This window comes from Microbacterium laevaniformans (genome assembly GCF_016907555.1).
Lineage (GTDB): Bacteria > Actinomycetota > Actinomycetes > Actinomycetales > Microbacteriaceae > Microbacterium > Microbacterium laevaniformans.
Genome location: NZ_JAFBCE010000001.1, coordinates 2,572,256 through 2,588,461, shown reverse-complemented (window position 1 = coordinate 2,588,461; position 16,206 = coordinate 2,572,256). Strand labels below are relative to the sequence as shown.

Annotated in this window: 15 protein-coding genes; 5 read left to right on the top strand and 10 right to left on the bottom strand. The window is 69.5% G+C overall.

Going from position 1 to position 16,206, the window contains the following annotated elements:
- Nucleotide 1: 1 nt before the first annotated feature.
- From JOE53_RS12360 to JOE53_RS12350, 3 genes are read right to left on the bottom strand one after another with little or no spacing between them, the layout of a single operon-like run.
- Nucleotides 2–595: a hypothetical protein gene (locus JOE53_RS12360; RefSeq protein ID WP_204947897.1), complete on the bottom strand. Its 594-nt coding sequence runs from the start codon at nucleotides 593–595 to the stop codon at nucleotides 2–4.
- Nucleotides 592–1,998, bottom strand: a complete 1,407-nt coding sequence (locus JOE53_RS12355) for a hypothetical protein (RefSeq protein ID WP_204947896.1) — start codon at nucleotides 1,996–1,998, stop codon at nucleotides 592–594. The genes JOE53_RS12360 and JOE53_RS12355 overlap by 4 nt, the downstream gene beginning before the upstream one ends.
- Entirely contained in the window at nucleotides 1,995–2,288 is a 294-nt protein-coding gene (locus JOE53_RS12350) for a type VII secretion target (protein WP_061683495.1), read from the bottom strand. Before JOE53_RS12350 ends, JOE53_RS12355 begins: the two co-directional genes overlap by 4 nt.
- Before the next feature lie 141 nt (nucleotides 2,289–2,429).
- Here JOE53_RS12350 and JOE53_RS12345 point away from each other — a divergent pair, with 141 nt between their 5' ends.
- Entirely contained in the window at nucleotides 2,430–4,655 is a 2,226-nt protein-coding gene (locus JOE53_RS12345; RefSeq protein ID WP_082784328.1) for an ATP-dependent Clp protease ATP-binding subunit, read from the top strand.
- A 124-nt stretch (nucleotides 4,656–4,779) separates the two neighbouring features.
- On the opposite strand, the gene JOE53_RS12340 is transcribed toward JOE53_RS12345, so the two are convergent.
- Nucleotides 4,780–5,361 carry a nitroreductase family protein gene (locus tag JOE53_RS12340; RefSeq protein WP_204947895.1) on the bottom strand — a complete coding sequence of 194 codons (582 nt, stop codon included), beginning with the start codon at nucleotides 5,359–5,361 and terminating at the stop codon, nucleotides 4,780–4,782.
- Between the two features lie 187 nt (nucleotides 5,362–5,548).
- On the opposite strand from JOE53_RS12340, the gene rraA reads away from it, so the two are divergent.
- Together rraA and JOE53_RS12330 are read left to right on the top strand one after the other, a co-directional pair.
- Nucleotides 5,549–6,019, top strand: a complete 471-nt coding sequence (gene rraA / locus JOE53_RS12335; RefSeq protein ID WP_204947894.1) for a ribonuclease E activity regulator RraA — start codon at nucleotides 5,549–5,551, stop codon at nucleotides 6,017–6,019.
- 81 nt (nucleotides 6,020–6,100) lie between these two features.
- Nucleotides 6,101–7,414 (top strand): cation:proton antiporter domain-containing protein, encoded by a 1,314-nt coding sequence (locus tag JOE53_RS12330; RefSeq protein ID WP_204947893.1) that lies wholly within the window; start codon nucleotides 6,101–6,103, stop codon nucleotides 7,412–7,414.
- A 22-nt stretch (nucleotides 7,415–7,436) separates the two neighbouring features.
- Here JOE53_RS12330 and JOE53_RS12325 read toward each other — a convergent pair whose 3' ends face one another.
- Together JOE53_RS12325 and JOE53_RS12320 are read right to left on the bottom strand one after the other, a co-directional pair.
- Nucleotides 7,437–8,525 (bottom strand): ABC transporter permease, encoded by a 1,089-nt coding sequence (locus tag JOE53_RS12325; RefSeq protein ID WP_204947892.1) that lies wholly within the window; start codon nucleotides 8,523–8,525, stop codon nucleotides 7,437–7,439.
- Entirely contained in the window at nucleotides 8,522–9,406 is an 885-nt protein-coding gene (locus tag JOE53_RS12320; protein WP_016464057.1) for an ABC transporter ATP-binding protein, read from the bottom strand. Before JOE53_RS12320 ends, JOE53_RS12325 begins: the two co-directional genes overlap by 4 nt.
- A gap of 251 nt (nucleotides 9,407–9,657) precedes the next feature.
- On the opposite strand from JOE53_RS12320, the gene JOE53_RS12315 reads away from it, so the two are divergent.
- Nucleotides 9,658–11,025 carry a hypothetical protein gene (locus tag JOE53_RS12315; RefSeq protein ID WP_239498485.1) on the top strand — a complete coding sequence of 456 codons (1,368 nt, stop codon included), beginning with the start codon at nucleotides 9,658–9,660 and terminating at the stop codon, nucleotides 11,023–11,025.
- A gap of 62 nt (nucleotides 11,026–11,087) precedes the next feature.
- On the opposite strand, the gene JOE53_RS12310 is transcribed toward JOE53_RS12315, so the two are convergent.
- Entirely contained in the window at nucleotides 11,088–11,804 is a 717-nt protein-coding gene (locus JOE53_RS12310; protein WP_204947891.1) for a response regulator, read from the bottom strand.
- Nucleotides 11,801–13,099 carry a sensor histidine kinase gene (locus JOE53_RS12305; protein ID WP_016464060.1) on the bottom strand — a complete coding sequence of 433 codons (1,299 nt, stop codon included), beginning with the start codon at nucleotides 13,097–13,099 and terminating at the stop codon, nucleotides 11,801–11,803. The genes JOE53_RS12310 and JOE53_RS12305 overlap by 4 nt, the downstream gene beginning before the upstream one ends.
- Nucleotides 13,100–13,192: 93 nt before the next feature.
- Here JOE53_RS12305 and JOE53_RS12300 point away from each other — a divergent pair, with 93 nt between their 5' ends.
- Nucleotides 13,193–13,615: a VOC family protein gene (locus JOE53_RS12300; RefSeq protein WP_204947890.1), complete on the top strand. Its 423-nt coding sequence runs from the start codon at nucleotides 13,193–13,195 to the stop codon at nucleotides 13,613–13,615.
- Between the two features lie 16 nt (nucleotides 13,616–13,631).
- Here JOE53_RS12300 and JOE53_RS12295 read toward each other — a convergent pair whose 3' ends face one another.
- Both JOE53_RS12295 and pntB read right to left on the bottom strand, forming a co-directional pair.
- Complete coding sequence (locus JOE53_RS12295) at nucleotides 13,632–14,471, bottom strand: exodeoxyribonuclease III (protein ID WP_005051861.1); 840 nt, start codon at nucleotides 14,469–14,471, stop codon at nucleotides 13,632–13,634.
- A gap of 312 nt (nucleotides 14,472–14,783) precedes the next feature.
- Nucleotides 14,784–16,193: a Re/Si-specific NAD(P)(+) transhydrogenase subunit beta gene (gene pntB / locus JOE53_RS12290; RefSeq protein WP_100226834.1), complete on the bottom strand. Its 1,410-nt coding sequence runs from the start codon at nucleotides 16,191–16,193 to the stop codon at nucleotides 14,784–14,786.
- Nucleotides 16,194–16,206 lie beyond the last annotated feature (13 nt).

Here is a 16,206-nt window from a genome sequence, read left to right as displayed (position 1 = left end):
CTCACTGCCCCGGCGGACGGCGCCGCGCCCGGTTGCGATTCCAGTCCCACGGGCGGCGCGGGGCTCGACGCACGATCTCCTTCGGCGGCACCACCGTACCGTCTTCGTCGATGTACTCCCGCCACCGTCGCGGGAGCAGGCGCAGCGCGCCCAGCAGCATGCGCGCGACCGTGATGATGATCAGGACGAACTGGATGAAGACGAGGGTGTCGACCCCGAAGAAGTTGACGCGGCCCTGGTGGGCTTCGGCCGCGGCCGCGGCCGCGGCGATGTACAGCGTGGTGCCGAAGGTCAGTACGAGAACGGCGAGAAGCGTGCCGCGAGTCGTCGCCCGTGGGCCCCGTAGCGGCAGCGGCAGTGAACCCAGCGCGAGCACCACGAGCAGCAGCGTCATGGGATAGGCCGCCCACCAGGGCGGCATGAACGCCGGAAAACTGGCGGGGACATCCCCGCTCTTCACGAAGCCGCCGGTCACGAGCTGTCCGACCAGCAGCCCGATCATCGGCAGGGCGCCGAAGACGATCCAGAGGATCGTTGCGACGAAGAGGCCGTCGCCGAAGCGGGCCTCCCACTCGACCTGGCGCTGCAGACTCATGGGACGGAGGGGCTGCGCCAGTCCGCCCCCATCGGTGCCTCGAAGAGCCCGGGAACGAAGCCGTACGCCTCGTTGAGCCCGGTGGTGAGAGTCCCCAGCGGGGTCTGGACTCCCGTCTGATCCTGAACCCAGTTGATCACCTGGTCGCTGCGGTTGATCCCGATTCCGACCAGGTTGTAGGAGTCGAGCGACGAGCCGATCTTGCCCATCGTCCCGACGACTCCCTTCAGGCTGTCGACGCCGCTCGTCACGAGGTTGTCGATGGCGCCGCCGGCGCCGAGCCGCGCCTGCGACGCGATCTGGTCGAACTCGGAGATGATGATGCTGTCCGACTCGCGGATGCCCTTCATCGCATCGTCGCCCCAGTGCGTGACGACCTGTGCGAAGTTCGGCCGTGCCGACAGGACGCTCGCGCTCTCCTCGGCCACCATCCGCATCGGCTGACGGATCGAGCCGACCAGGCCCCGATCGAGCAGATTGCCGATGACCTGGCGCGCGCCGTTGCCCCACACCATTCCGGGGCTGCGCACGGCCAACGTGGCAGCGCGGCCCCCGCGCAGGGCGACGGTGCCGAGCTTGATGCCGGCCAGGGCGGCGCTGCCGACGCCGAAGGTCAGCACGCCGATCGCGTCCAGCGCGAAGTCGAACCACGATCCGTCGCCCGATGAGGCCAGGAGGAAGCTCAGCCCCATCGACAGGACGGCGAGCCCCAGGGCGATCGGGGCGAGCACCGGGAAGAAGATCGACAGCGCCCCGACGATGGCCGTGACGACCGTGAGGATGTCCTTGACGACCTTCAGCCACTCCGCGTTCTGGTTCACCCAGTCCAGGACGTTGTCCCACCACGAGTCGTTGAGGTCATCGCTGGACACCGTCTGCGAGATCGTGGATGCCGCGGCGTTGCCGGCGCGCTGCACGCGCTCCACCGCGGCGTCGTAGGCGGCCTTCGCCTGGGAGAGGTCCGTCGCCGCCGACGTGCTCATCGACGAGTAGCGTCGCGCGGCATCCGTCGCCTCGGCGAGCTCATTGGGGTCGACGGTCTGCTGCGTCGCCTGACGGGCCTCCGTCAGGTTGCGCTGAGCGTAGGTGTGGCGACGCTGCGCGTCGTCGTGCGCGGCGATCGCGGATGCCGCCTGCTGCTGCGCCTGCTCGAGCTCGTTCGCGAAGACGGCGAGCGCGGAGCCGGCCACTTCGTAGCGCTCCCGGATGCGTGAGAGGAAGGTCTTCGTGTCGCCGATCGTCCCGGCCAGGGCCTCGACGGCGTCGCTCGTCTCCTGCTGCGACGCACTGATGACCGCCTGCAGCATGTCGACCGCTTCCGACACCGCGCGGGCCGTGGAACTGTATCGCGAGGCGTGCCCGCGGATGCCGGCGACATCGCCGCCGATGGGTGCCATGCTCATCCGTTGCTCCCGTCCGTGAGTTTGTCGGCCAGCTGGCCGTCGACGCCTTCGAACGCGTCGGCGGCGCCATCCGCGCGCTTCTGGAGCTGGTCCACGCGATCAGCGAGATCCTTGCGCCGCCGGTCCCACCCCGACGCGAACTCGTCTACGGCGGAGGCGAGTCCGGCGTGCGGGATCATCCCCGACAGGTTGCGCGCGTCGCCGTCCGCGGCGGTGAGGGTGCCGTGGACGGTCGCGAGCTGGTTCGCGAGATTCCGGAGGTTCTCCGTGTTGACGACGAGATCGGCCACGTCGTCACTCTAGGTGAGCCCCGGCGTCGTCGCGATGGGGAGGACTGCCCACCGCCGCACCGCTTGCCGCGCGCATCACGTTTTGATAAAGTTGAGTCCCGATGGCTCAAGTTTGAGCCTCGAAGATTTCAAGGAGAAGCGATGAACGCACAACCCCAGCCCGGTCAGGAGGAGCAGCAGAGCGCCCTCGAGCAGTTCGGCATCAACCTGACCGACCGTGCGCGCCAGGGCAAGCTCGACCCCGTGATCGGCCGCGACAGTGAGATCCGGCGCGTCAGCCAGGTGCTCACCCGCCGCACGAAGAACAACCCCGTCCTCATCGGCGAGCCCGGCGTCGGCAAGACCGCCGTGGTCGAGGGCCTCGCCCAGCGCATCGTCGCCGGCGACGTGGCCGAGTCGCTCAAGGACAAGGAGCTCGTCTCGCTCGACATCTCCGCGCTCGTGGCCGGTGCCATGTACCGCGGACAGTTCGAGGAGCGCCTCAAGAGCGTGCTCAAAGAGATCACCGAGTCCGAGGGTCGCATCATCACCTTCATCGACGAGCTGCACGTGCTCATGGGTGCCGGAGGTGGCGAGGGATCGGTCGCCGCCTCCAACATGCTCAAGCCGATGCTCGCGCGCGGCGAGCTCCGCCTCATCGGCGCGACGACGCTCGACGAGTATCGCGAGTTCATCGAGAAGGATGCCGCCCTCGAGCGCCGCTTCCAGCAGGTGTACGTCGGCGAGCCCAGCGTCGAGGACACCATCGCGATCCTGCGCGGCCTCAAGGAGCGCTACGAGGCGCACCACAAGGTCGCCATCGCCGACGGCGCGCTCGTGGCCGCGGCATCCCTGTCGAACCGTTACATCCCCTCGCGTCAGTTGCCGGACAAGGCCATCGACCTGATCGACGAGGCCGCGTCGCGCCTGCGCATGGAGATCGACTCCGCACCTCTCGAGATCGACGAGCTGCGCCGCCACGTCGACCGCCTCAAGCTCGAAGAGCTGGCCCTCAAGCGCGAGAAGGATGCCGCGTCGAAGGAGCGGCTGGCGACGCTTCGCGAGACCCTCAAGGTCGAGCAGGCGCGCCTCGACGAGCTGCAGGCGCGATGGGAGCGTGAGCGCGCTTCGCTGAACGCGGTCGGCGACCTCAAGACGCGCCTCGACCAGGCGCGCGTCGAGGCGGAGCGCGCCCAGCGCGAGGGCAATCTCGAGAAGGCTTCGCGGCTGTACTACGCCGAGATTCCGGCGCTGGAGCGACAGGTCGCGCAGGCCGAGAACGCGGAGGCCGCCGAGGGCGGCGAGCGGATGGTGGGCGACCAGGTGACGGATGCCGATATCGCCGCCGTCATCGCCGCGTGGACCGGCATCCCCGTCGGACGCCTGTTGCAGGGCGAGAGCGAGAAGCTCGTGCACCTCGAGGCCGAGCTCGGCAAACGGCTGATCGGCCAGAAGGACGCCGTGAAGGCGGTGGCCGATGCGGTGCGCCGCTCGCGCGCCGGCATCAGCGACCCGAACCGGCCGACGGGCTCGTTCCTCTTCCTCGGACCCACCGGTGTCGGCAAGACCGAACTGGCCAAGGCGCTCGCCGAGTTCCTCTTCGACGACGAGCGTGCGATGGTGCGCATCGACATGAGCGAGTACGGCGAGAAGCACTCGGTCGCCCGGCTGGTCGGTGCCCCTCCGGGGTACATCGGCTACGAGCAGGGCGGTCAGCTCACCGAAGCCGTGCGGCGGCGGCCGTACTCGGTGGTGCTTCTCGACGAGGTCGAGAAGGCGCACCCCGAGGTGTTCGACATCCTCCTGCAGGTGCTCGACGACGGCCGACTCACCGACGGTCAGGGGCGCACGGTCGACTTCACCAACACGATCCTGATCCTGACGTCGAACCTCGGCTCGCCGATCCTCATCGACCCGACGCTGACGCTCGCACAGAAGCGCGATCAGGTGATGGCGCTCGTGCGCACGGCGTTCCGCCCCGAGTTCCTCAACCGGCTCGATGACATCGTGATGTTCCATGCGCTCAGCCAGGACGACCTGGCACAGATCGTTGAGCTGTCGGTCGACGCCCTCCAGCGACGGCTGCGCGATCGTCGGCTCACGCTGGCGGTCACCCCCGACGCGCGAGCGTGGCTCGCCGAGCGCGGGTACGACCCGATCTTCGGGGCCCGGCCGCTGCGTCGCCTCATCCAGTCCGAGATCCAGGACCGGCTCGCGATGGCGCTGCTCTCGGGCGGTGTGCGCGACGGCGACCTCGTGCGCGTCGACGTCGCCGCCGACGGCTCGAGTCTCGTGCTCACCAGCGCAGGAGCGGCACCCGACGAGAGCGGGGATGCCGCGGCATCCGACGATGACGACGTGATCGAGGCCGAACTGCTCGACGACTGACGACTCGCGAAAAACCACTCCGGATGCGAAAAACCACTCCTACACGTGTTTCTCGTGCGGGGAGTGGTTTTTCGGGCGGGGAGTGGTTTCTCGCGGGGCGGGGCGTCGGGGGCGGCGCCGCGCGTCAGTCGTTGACGATGAGCGACTCCGCGATGGGGCGACGCACGCGCGGGGCCAGCTCGCGCTCGCGCAGCGCCTCGGGAGCGGCGTCGATGTCGCCGAGGGCGCCGACGGCCATCACGGTCACGGCCACGAGATCGTCGCCGAAGCCGAACGCCGCGGCGATCGCGTCACGGTCGAAGCCGCCCATCTGGTGGGTGTGCAGGCCCGAGGCGTGCGCCTGAACCGTGAAGTGGGCAGCCGCCTGGCCGGTGTCGTACGCGGCCCACGGCAGCGGCTTGCCGTCGAGCGCGGCGGCCGATGCGAACACGACGAGAGCGGCGGCGTCTGCGGCCCACGACTGGTTGAAGCCCATCAGGGCGTCCACGATCTGCGCGTGCGCGGCCGAGCCGCGACGGGCGACCACGAAGCGCCACGGCTGCGTGTTGTTGGCGGACGGCGCCCAGCGGGCCGCCTCGAGCGCGCTGGCCAGGGCCTGCTCGTCGATCGGCGTCGCGGGGTCGAAGATGCGGGTGCTCCAGCGCTCGGCGAGGACGTCGAGAATCGGCGCGTCGGTGTCGGCGGGGTGTGCGGCGATGGTGCTCATGGTCGTCTCCTGAAGAAGGATGAAGGACGGTTTGTCGGCGGGACGCTATCGGCCCGGTCGATGCAACCGTATGCAACCGACGTCTTGTTCCCGTGAGGACCTATGAGTTTGCTGGCGGCGGAAGGATGCCGGAACTTCCGCGCTCATGACGGCGCCCCGCGCCCCCGCGTCTCGTTAGCGTGGCGTCATGACCACCATCGCGACGGCCGACCTGTACGACGAGCGCGGGGACGCGCTGGACTCGCTCGCCCTGCAGCTGCACGACTTCGGCGGACGGGCGGCGTTCGACGGCCCGGTCCGCACGATCCGCTGCCACCGTGACAACGCGCTCGTCAAGGCGACGCTCGCGACCCCGGGCGAGGGCGCCGTGCTCGTGATCGACGGCGGCGGCTCGCTGGAATCGGCGCTCGTGGGCGACCTGATCGCGGCATCCGCGGTCGCGAACGGTTGGGCCGGCCTCATCGTGCACGGCGCGATCCGCGACCGGGTTGCGATCGCCGCGCTCGATCTCGGTGTCAAGGCCCTCGGCTCGAACCCCCGCAAGAGCGCGAAGGCGGGCGTCGGCGCGCTCGACGTGCCGGTGGAGATCGCCGGCGTCGTGTTCCGTCCCGGGGCCCACGTCTGGGCGGATACCGACGGTGTGCTCGTGGAGCGCTGACACGCGACGGCGGCATCGACTGGCAGACTGATCCCGGAAACCGGGGCTCGTGCGCCCGAGACAGCCGAGGAGAGGTGAACGGTGCCGCTGATCTTCCTGCTGGGCTTCGTCGTGATCGGTCTGTGGTCGGTCGTCGCTCATCGTTTCGAACGCACCGGCGTGGCCGGTCCGGCCGTGCTCGCTCTCGCCGGAGCGGTGCTCGTGCTCATCGACGTCACCGGCTTCTCCGATGCGGTGGGCAGTGACGCCGCCGAGCACGTCGTGGAGCTGATCCTCGCCGTGCTGCTGTTCGTCGATGCGTGCGAGGTGAGCGGGGGCGTCTTCGGCGGCGAAGGGCGAACGATCGCGCGCCTCGTGCTCGTCGCCCTGCCGCTGTCGATCTTGGCGGTCGTGGTGAGCGGACTGTTCCTGCTGCCCCACCTCAGCGTCTTCATCCTCATCGTCGTCGCGTGCGTCATCATGCCGACCGACTTCGCGCCGGCGGCGACGCTGCTGCGCTCGCCGCGCATCCCCGCCCGGGTGCGCCAGATCCTGAACATCGAAAGCGGCTACAACGACGGGTTGGTCTCGCCGGTGTTCGCCATGGCGCTGGCCGCGGCGATCGCCTGGCCGACGATCCTGGCGGCCGTCAACTCCGACACCCTGTCACCCGAGAACGAATCGCAGCTCGAAGAGCGGTTGGGCGAGTTCTTCGAGGCCTTCTTCGGGGCCGTTCCCGCCACCGCGATCGCGATTGTCGTCGGCGCGGTCATCGGCGGTGTCTTCGGCGTGTGCGTGCGATGGGCCTCGCGCCGCGGCTGGGCCGACGCCCCCGGCATCCGCTACGTCATGCTTCTCGTTCCCCTCATCGCCTTCGGCGTCGCGACACTCAGCACCCTCGCGGCGAACGGCTTCGTCGCGGCGTTCGTCGCCGGCATCGTCTACCGCATCGCACGGACCAAGCGCACCGACGAGCGCACGATCCCGCACCCCGAGATCCTTCTCGTCGAAGAAGCCGGCACCCTCGCCGCCAACATCGTGTGGTTCGTCCTGGGGGCCATGACCACCGTCGTCATCATCAACGGCGTGGACTGGCGCCTGCTCGTGCTCGTCGTCCTGGCGTTGACGTTGTTCCGCATCGTGCCGGTGTACCTGTCGATGCTGGGATCGCCCGTGCCCTGGGGGTCGCGCACCCTCATCGGGGTCGTCGGCCCGCGCGGCACCGCGACGATCGTGTTCGGGCTGCTCGCCTTCAACAAGCTGCCCGACGCGGAGGCCTACGACGTCCTCGCGATCATGGTGTTCACCGTCGTCGGCAGCATCCTGCTGCACGGCATCGCCGTTCCGCAGTTCGTCAATCGACGGATGCCGGTGCTCGCGCAGCCCGCGACGGCACCGGCATCCGCCGATCACTGACCCGTGCCGGGGTGTGTCCACGTCATCCGGCGAGCGCCTCGGAGAGCTTGACGCGCGCTCCCATGCGCAGCAGCGAGTTCTGATAGATCTTCGCGCCCACCCAGATGGCCGCCGTGCACGTGACCAGCATGATCCCGAGCGACAGCAGCGGCTCCCACCACTGCGCGTCCCCGAGGAAGATGCGCACGGGCATGCCGACGGGGGCCGAGAACGGCACGTAGGACATGATCGTCATCACCAGCGGATTGTCGTTGAAGAAGATGACGAGGAAGTACGGCGCCATCACCAGCATGGTCAGCGGTGTCGTCGTCGAGCCGATGTCCTCCATCCGCGACACCATCGCCGCAGCCGCGGCGAACAGTGCGGCGAGCAGGATGAATCCGAAGAGGAAGAAGACGGCGAACCAGGCGATGGGGGCGCCGAGCCCGGCGAGCAGACTGCTTTGGCCGGTCGCCGTGAAGCCGATGATCGCGATCGCCGCGAGGCCGATGATCTGGCCCATCGCGAGGATCGTGTTGCCGATGACCTTGCCGGCGAGCAGCGCCCGCACGGGTACGGCCGAGATGAGCAGTTCGACGACGCGCGTCTGCTTCTCCTCCACGACCGACTGCGCGATCGTCGAGCCGAAGGTCAGCGCCGCCATGAAGAAGATGAGCCCGAATCCGAGCGCGACCAGGTACCGCAGTCCCGGGTTCACGCCCGACGGGTCGAGCAGCTCCACCTGGGGGGTGAGGCTCAGCGCTTGCAGCAGGGACGACGGGGGCGTCTCCTTCGCGACGACGGTGTACTCGAACGGCGCGGCGCCGCCGGAGATGAGCGCGGCGTCGACGGTGCCGTCCTGCACGAGCGCGCGTGCGGCGTCGGCATCGGCGACCTCGGTGGTCTTCACGAGCGGGTTGTCGGCGACCGATGCGGCGGTGTCGGCGGTGACGGCGACCGGGGTCCGGCTGTCGGACTGCGCCGAGAAGCCTCCCCACAGCACACCGACGAGCGCGAGCACGAAGAGGATGCCGGTGGAGATGAGATACGCCTTGCTGCGGAGCTTGGATCCCACCTCGCGCTCGGCGACGAGCCACGTGCTCTGGGCAAAGGATGGAGCGCTGACGTTCACTGGATGACCTCCTTGAAGATCTGGGCGAGAGAGGGCTGCTGAGGCGAGAAACTGGCGACATCGCCCGCGGAGACCGCGCGCTGCAGCACCCGCTGCGCGGCGGCATCCCCATCGACGTCGAACAGTGCGTAGCCACCGTCGAACGAGAGAACGTCCACGCCGGGCTCGTCACGGAGCCAGCCGAGATCGCCGCCGGAGATCAGCTCGTAGCGGTGCTGAGCGTGCGCGGCCCGGAGAGCGTCGCGGGTACCGGCGGCGCGGATCGTGCCGTCCGCGATGATGACCAGGTCGTCACAGAGCCGTTCGACGACGTCGAGCTGGTGCGACGAGAACAGGACGGCCGCACCCTGGGCCGCCCGGGCCTGCAGCACGCCCGCGACGACGTCGACGGCGAGCGGATCGAGGCCCGAGAACGGCTCGTCGAGGATGAGCACCTGCGGGTCGTGCACGAGAGCGGCGGCGATCTGCGCGCGCTGCTGATTGCCCAGCGAGAGGGTCTCGACGTTGTCGCGCAGGCGCTCGCCGAGACCGAGTTCGACGAGCAGCGCCTCGGCGCGGCCGGTGGCCTCGACCTTGTCGAACCCGTGCAGACGGGCGAGGTAGACGATGTGCTCCAGCACCCGCATCTTCGGGTACAGCCCGCGCTCCTCCGGCATGTAGCCGAAGAGGCGTCGGTCGGCCGCGGTGACGGGGGCGCCGTCGAGGGTGACCTCGCCGCTGTCACGGCCGAGCACGCCGAGCACGATGCGCATGGTCGTCGTCTTGCCTGCGCCGTTGCCGCCCACGAATCCGGTCAGGCGCCCGGACGGAACCCGGAAGCTCACGTCGTCGAGCACCCGCTTCACGCCGTAGCTCTTGGTGATGCCGTTCAGTTCGAGCATGTTCTCCTCCTCGACTTGCCGTTGACTCCACGTTAGGAAGCGCGGATGCCGCATACCTCCCCCCTGAGGCGGGAATCCGTAGCGCAATCCGCTGCGCGGCGGCATCTGCCGGGCCTCGGCATCCCCCCTGCGGGGGAGTGTGTGTTCCGCAGTTCTCACGGCGCAGGAGCGCGGCGCACTCGGTGAATTCCCAGCAACGGGTAACACCGCGTCCACCATTTGCTCAGGCGAGCTCTCCTAAACTCTGTCGAGTGACGAGCGCTCCTGAGGTGACCCGCGCCCTCGGCGCCCGTGTATCCGACCGTGCCCGCGAGTGGTGGCCCCGTGCCCTGCACTTCGCGTTCACCCGTCGTGGCCTGCTCATCGGCTTCGCCGTCGTGCACGCCCTCTTCTTCCTCGCTCTGCTGAAGGTCATGATCTTCGGCGGCACGGAGGGCGACCTTCCGCTGTACCGCCTGTGGGCGGAGCAGGCGGCCCACGGGCACTGGCCCGTGATCGACATGCCGTGGGTCTACCCGGCCGGTGCTCTCGCGCCGATCATGGCCGCGATCGTCGCCGGCCCCTGGAACTACCAGCTCGTCTGGCTCCTCATGATGGTGGGCGCGAACTTCTTCGCCGTCCTCGCGCTCACCGACAACCTGCGCAACCGCAAGGGCTACGTCGCCGCCTGGTACTGGCTGGCGATCCAGGTGCTTCTCGCGCCCGTCTCGATGCTGCGTCTCGAGGGCTTCGCCGCACCGCTGGCCATCGCCGGTCTCGTCTGGCTCGTCCGTCGACCGTTCATCGCGGGGGTGCTGATCGCCGCGGCGACATGGATCAAGGTCGCCCCGGCGGCTTTGGCCGCCGCCGCCGTTGCCGTCTCGTCGTTGCGCATGCGCATCATCGCCGGTGGACTGGCCTTGAGCGCCGCCATCGCCGGCGTGGTTGTCGCCTTCGGCGGCGCCTCCAACCTCTTCAGCTTCGCCACGATCCAGGGCGACCGCGCCCTGCAGCTCGAGGCTCCCGTCGCCACCCCCTGGGTGTGGGCGACGGTGCTGGGTCTTCCCGGAGCTCAGATCCACCAGAACTACGTCCTGGCGACGCGTGAGGTCGCCGGTCCCGGCGCCACCGCCGCGGGCGTGCTGGTCGGCTACGCCATGCCGATCGCCTTCATGGTGATCCTCGTCCTGCTCTGGCGTGCGCGTCGTCGTGCGCTCCAGGAGGGCGCCCTGTCCCGCATCGGCGAGCAGCACCTGATCCTTCGCGGAGCGTTCGCGTTGACGTCGGCTCTCATCGTGTTCAACAAGGTCGGCTCGCCGCAGTACATGCTGTGGCTTGCCCCCGTCGTCGCCGCCGGCCTGCTGATCGACCGCAAGGCGTGGACGTCGATCGCCGTCTGGCTGGCGGTCACGTGCTTCCTGACGACCCTCGTGTTCCCGGTGCTGTACTTGCCGCTGATCGATGCTCATCCGTTCGCCGCCGGCGTGCTGCTTGCTCGCAACGTGCTGCTGGTCGGCATGTTCGGCTGGAGCCTCGTGGTGCTGTGGCGTCCCGACGCGACTCTGGTCTCGCTGCGCGAGCGCCTGGCGCGCGCCGCGACGACGGCCACCACGGGATCGATCCCGGTCGCCGCTCGCTGACCTGACACGGCGGGTCACCCGCCTCGCTCCGCCCCGGGGTGGTGCGAGGCCGGCAGTTCGCGTCAGACCATGCCGTGACGGTGGGCGTAGACCACAGCGGCCACGCGGTCGCGGGCGCCGAGCTTCTGCAGCACGTTCGACACATGCGTCTTGACGGTCGCCTCCCCGATGAACAGGGCGGCGGCGATCTCGGCATTGCTGTACGCCTCGGCGAGCAGACGCAGGACGTCATCCTCGCGCTCGGTGAGCTCGATCGTCGCCGCGGCCGTGCGCGGCGCCGCGACGGACGAGCTCGTCGCCCTGGATGCCGCCATCGAGGCGGTGGGCGCGTCGACGGGGTCGGTCGGTGACGCCGCGAACCGCTCGATGACGCGGCGGGTGACCGCCGGTGACAGGAGCGCGTCGCCCGCAGAGGCGACGCGCACAGCGGTGACGAGCTCCTCCGGGCCCGCGTTCTTGAGGAGAAAGCCGCTCGCGCCCGCGTGCAGCGCCTGGAAGAGATAGTCGTCACGGTCGAACGTGGTCACGATGACGACGACACCCGTGACCGACGGATCGGCGACGATGCGACGGGTCGCTTCGAGCCCGTCCATGTCGGGCATCTGCACGTCCATGCAGATCACGTCGGGGTGGAGAGCGGACGCCGCTGCCACCGCCTCTGATCCCGTCGCGGCCTCGCCCACGACCGTGATGTCGTGCTGCGCTTCCAGGATCATGCGGAAGCCGGCTCGCATGACGGCGTGATCATCGACGAGAAGCACCCGCACCGGCTCACTCATCGCCCTGCCTCCGCGGTCCGTGCCGCGCGGGGCGGTGATGTTCGGGTCGAGACTCCTCCGAGCCGCGCGGGCACGCGGGCGCGCACAAGGAACCCGCCCCGCGGCCGCGGCCCTGCCTCGAGTGTTCCGCCCGATGCCGCTGCGCGTTCGCGCATCCCGACGATGCCGAGCCCCGCCCGCCCGGCGACGTGCTCACGGCCGCGGTTGGCGACCTCCAGCTCGACGTGATCGTCGTCGAAGCGCAGACGGACGTCGGCCGCGGCATCCGGCCCACCGTGACGCCGCGCGTTCGTGAGCGCCTCCTGCGCGATGCGGTACAGGTTCACCTGCACCAGCTCGGGCAGATCAGTCGGAGCGCCGACCACGGCGAAGGTCGTGGGCATGCCGTTCTCATTCGCGTGGGCGACGAGCTCGGGAATCGAATCCAGACGCACTGTCGATGCAGCCGGCGTCTCGGCGTCGGGTGTGCGGAGGGTCTCGAGCAGCTGACGAAGCTCGGTCAGCGCCTCGCGCGCCGACGTCTCCACCGTCACCAACGCCTCCCGGGCTGCGGCGGTGTCGTCGTCGAGTACGGTGCGCGCCGCCCCCGCCTGCACGCCCATGGCCGATACGTGGTGGGCAACGACGTCGTGGAGTTCGCGCGCGATGCGCACCCGATCGAGGGCGACGGCCTGCGCGGCCGTCAGCTCCCGCTCTCGCTCCAGCTCCGCCGTCCGGTCCTCGAGCACGGAGCGCGAGCGGGCGTCGGCCCACGCGCGCTCACCGAAGTAGTACGCGCCCCCGAAGTAGGCGGCGTTCACGAGCAGCTGGATGATCATGTAAGCCGCGAAGGGGGAGAAGAGCCCCGCACGCGACGGTCCGTCGCCGTCCGGGTCGATCGCGCTCTGGAACATCACGACCAGCAGCCAGACGAACATGCCCACGATCACGGCGAGCCGCACGATCGTCGCGCGACGCCGGTGGCCGACCCACGCGCCGACGGTGTACATCGCGATGAACAGCGCGACATTGCCGACATAGACCTCGGGGATGCGCACCGACACCCCGACGAAAAAGGCGAGGGCGACCACGACGAGGGTCAGCTCGGGAAAGCGCCGACGCACGGCGAGCGGCAGGGTGAGGGCCGCGACGTAGACGAGCGCCCAGCCGAACGCGGGCGTGCTCTCGCCGTAGAAGCCGGCCACCTTCCCCAGCCACGCACTGATCACGGCACTGATCAGCAGCGCCAGCGCGAGCCACACATCGTTGCGACGCTGCGCGGGGGTGGTCGTGCGGATGAGGGCGGCCGAGCTCATCCTTCCACGCTAGGGGGAGCCGGATGCCGCGGCATCCCCCGTGGGACGGAGAGGGGCCTCGACGTCATCGCGCCGCGGGTGCATGCTCTGCGTATGACGAGCATCTTCGTGAACATTCCGACGAATGACCTCGACCGCAGCATCGCCTTCTACCGGGCACTCGGCTGCGCGATCAACCCAAACTTCACCGACGAGAATGCGGCGTGCGTCGTCTGGTCGGACGACATCTTCTTCATGGTGCTGCGCCGGGAGTTCTTCGCGACCTTCACCGACAAGCCCCTCGGAGAGCCCAAGGAGTGGGCACAGGTGTCGCTGTCGTTCGCGCGGGACTCGCGTGCCGACGTCGACGCGATCGTCGAGGCTGGGGTGGCTGCCGGTGGCACCGAGCCGCACCCCGCTCAGGACTACGGCTTCATGTACAGCCGCGACCTGGACGACCCCGACGGCAACAGCCTCGGCTTCCTCTACATGGACCCCGTCGCGGCCGAGCAGGGTCCTCCGGCAGAGGCCGCGTGATGCGCGGCGGGCCCGGTCACCAGATCATCGGGCGGTCGTCGTCATCGGGGCCGTCGAGGTCGAGGTCGACGACGACGGGGACGTGATCGCTCGGGATCTCACCCTTGCGCTCGTCGCGGTGGATGGCGGCCGCGGTCACCGCGTCGGAGAAGGCGTGCGAGCCGAGGATGAAGTCGATGCGCAGGCCCTCGTTGCGGGGGAAGCGCAACTGCTTGTAGTCCCAGTAGGTGTAGCCGGTCGGCACGAGCGGACGGACTGTGTCGGAGAGCCCGGCATCCAGGAGCGCCTGGAAGGCGGCCCGCTCGGGGACGGAGACGTGCGTGGTGACGCCTTCGACGACCGTCGGGTCGCCGTTGTCGGCATCCGTGGGGGCGATGTTGAAGTCGCCGGTGAGCGCGAGCGCCCGGTCGGGATCGGCCGCGAGCGTGTCTGCGGTGTAGCCGCGGAGCGCTTCGAGCCAGTCGAGCTTGTAGCGGTAGTGCGGATCGTCGAGGCCGCGCCCGTTGGGCACGTACAGGCTCCACACCTCGACGCCGCCGATGGTCGCGCCGAGCGCGCGGGCCTCGAGCGGAGCGCCGGGGCCGTCATGGCCCTTCGCGAAGCCGGGCATGTTCGGGAAGCCGATCTGCACGTCCTCGATCGGCTCACGGCTGGCGATCGCCACGCCGTTCCACTGGTTGAGACCGTGCGCCTCGACGGTGTAGCCCGCCGCCTCGAACGCCTCGTACGGGAACTGCTCGGGCTTGCACTTGATCTCCTGCATCGCCAGCACGTCGATGCCCTCGCGGACGGCGAAGTCGACGGTGCGGACGACGCGGGCGCGGATCGAGTTGACGTTCCAGGTGGCGATGCGCATGGCATCCAGCGTATTGGCCCCCGCGCTGGGGTCGGCGCCCCGCCGTTCCGTATTCAGTCTCCGCGGCCCGCGGCATCCCGCTCCGGCCCGTCTTGGCGCGCTGCGTCACCAGGCCGCATCGCAACCAGACTGAATACGGAACACGTCCTGCGGAGGAGCCGGCTGTGCAGGCCGCCGAAGGGCGCGGGCACCCTCATGTCCCGTATTCAGTCTGCACGGGCATGAAGCTGGCCCGACCGGCGGAATCGTGGGCTGGGCGGCGCCCGCCGGTGGCAATCAGACTGAATACGGAACGCCCACGTGGGCGGTGGGTCACAGCGCCCGCAGGATGTCCTCCACCCGCTGCTTGGCGTCGCCGAACAGCATCTGCGTGTTGTCGCGGAAGAACAGCGGGTTCGCCACCCCGGCGTAGCCCGAGGCCATCGACCGCTTGAACACCACGACGTTGCGCGCCTCCCACACGTGCAGCACCGGCATGCCCGCGATGGGCGAGCCCGGGTCTTCGGCCGCGGCGGGGTTGACCGTGTCGTTCGCCCCGATCACGAGCACCACGTCGGTGTCGGCGAAGTCGTCGTTGATCTCGTCGAGCTCCAGCACGATGTCGTACGGCACCTTCGCCTCGGCCAGCAGCACGTTCATGTGGCCCGGCAGGCGCCCCGCGACGGGGTGGATGCCGAAGCGCACCTCGACGCCCCGCTCGCGCAGCCGCTTCGTGAGGTCGGCGACGGGGTACTGCGCCTGGGCGACGGCCATGCCGTACCCGGGGGTGATGATGACCGACCGGGCATCGCGGAGGAGCTCGGCGACGGCCGCGGCATCCGTCTCGTGGTGCTCACCCTCCTCGGCGTCGGCGCTGCGGGGAGCTTCGATGCCGAATCCGCCGGCGATGACCGAGAGGAACGACCGGTTCATCGCCTTGCACATGATGTACGACAGGTACGCACCGGACGAGCCGACGAGGGCGCCGGTGACGATGAGCAGGTCGTTGTTCAGGAGGAACCCGGCGGCGGCCGCGGCCCAGCCGGAGTAGCTGTTGAGCATCGAGACGACGACGGGCATGTCGCCGCCGCCGATCGAGGCGACCAGGTGCCACCCCAGTGCCAGGGCCAGCACTGTCACGGCGACCAGCAGCCAGATCGACGGGGTCGCGACGTACCAGACGGTCAGCACGAGGAAGAGTGCCAGGGCGCCGATGTTGAGGGTGTTCTTGCCGGGCAGCATCAGCGGCTTCGACGACATCCGCCCGGACAGCTTCAGGAAGGCGACGATCGACCCCGTGAAGGTGACGGCGCCGATGAAGACCCCGATGAACACCTCGGCGTGGTGGATGCCGATGAGCTCGGGCGCGATGCCTTCGGCGTAGAGGTGGCCGTTCCAGCCGACGAGCACGGCCGCCAGTCCCACGAAGGAGTGCAGCAGCGCGATGAGCTCGGGCATGCCGGTCATCTCGACCACGCGCGCCCGCCAGAGGCCGATGGTGCCGCCGACCACGACCGCGGCCACGAGAAGCGTGATCCCGAGTGCGGCCGTCGCCCCCTCGGGCAGGAGGGTGCCGTTCGCGATGACGAGCACGAGAGTGGCGATGAGGGCGATCGTCATACCGGCGATACCGTAGACGACGCCGCGGCGGGCGGTCTCCTGCTTGCTGAGGCCGGCGAGGGCGAGGATGAACAGCAGCGCCGCGACGATGTAGGCGGCGGTGGAGACGGACTGGGCGAGCATGACGGCGCCGAGG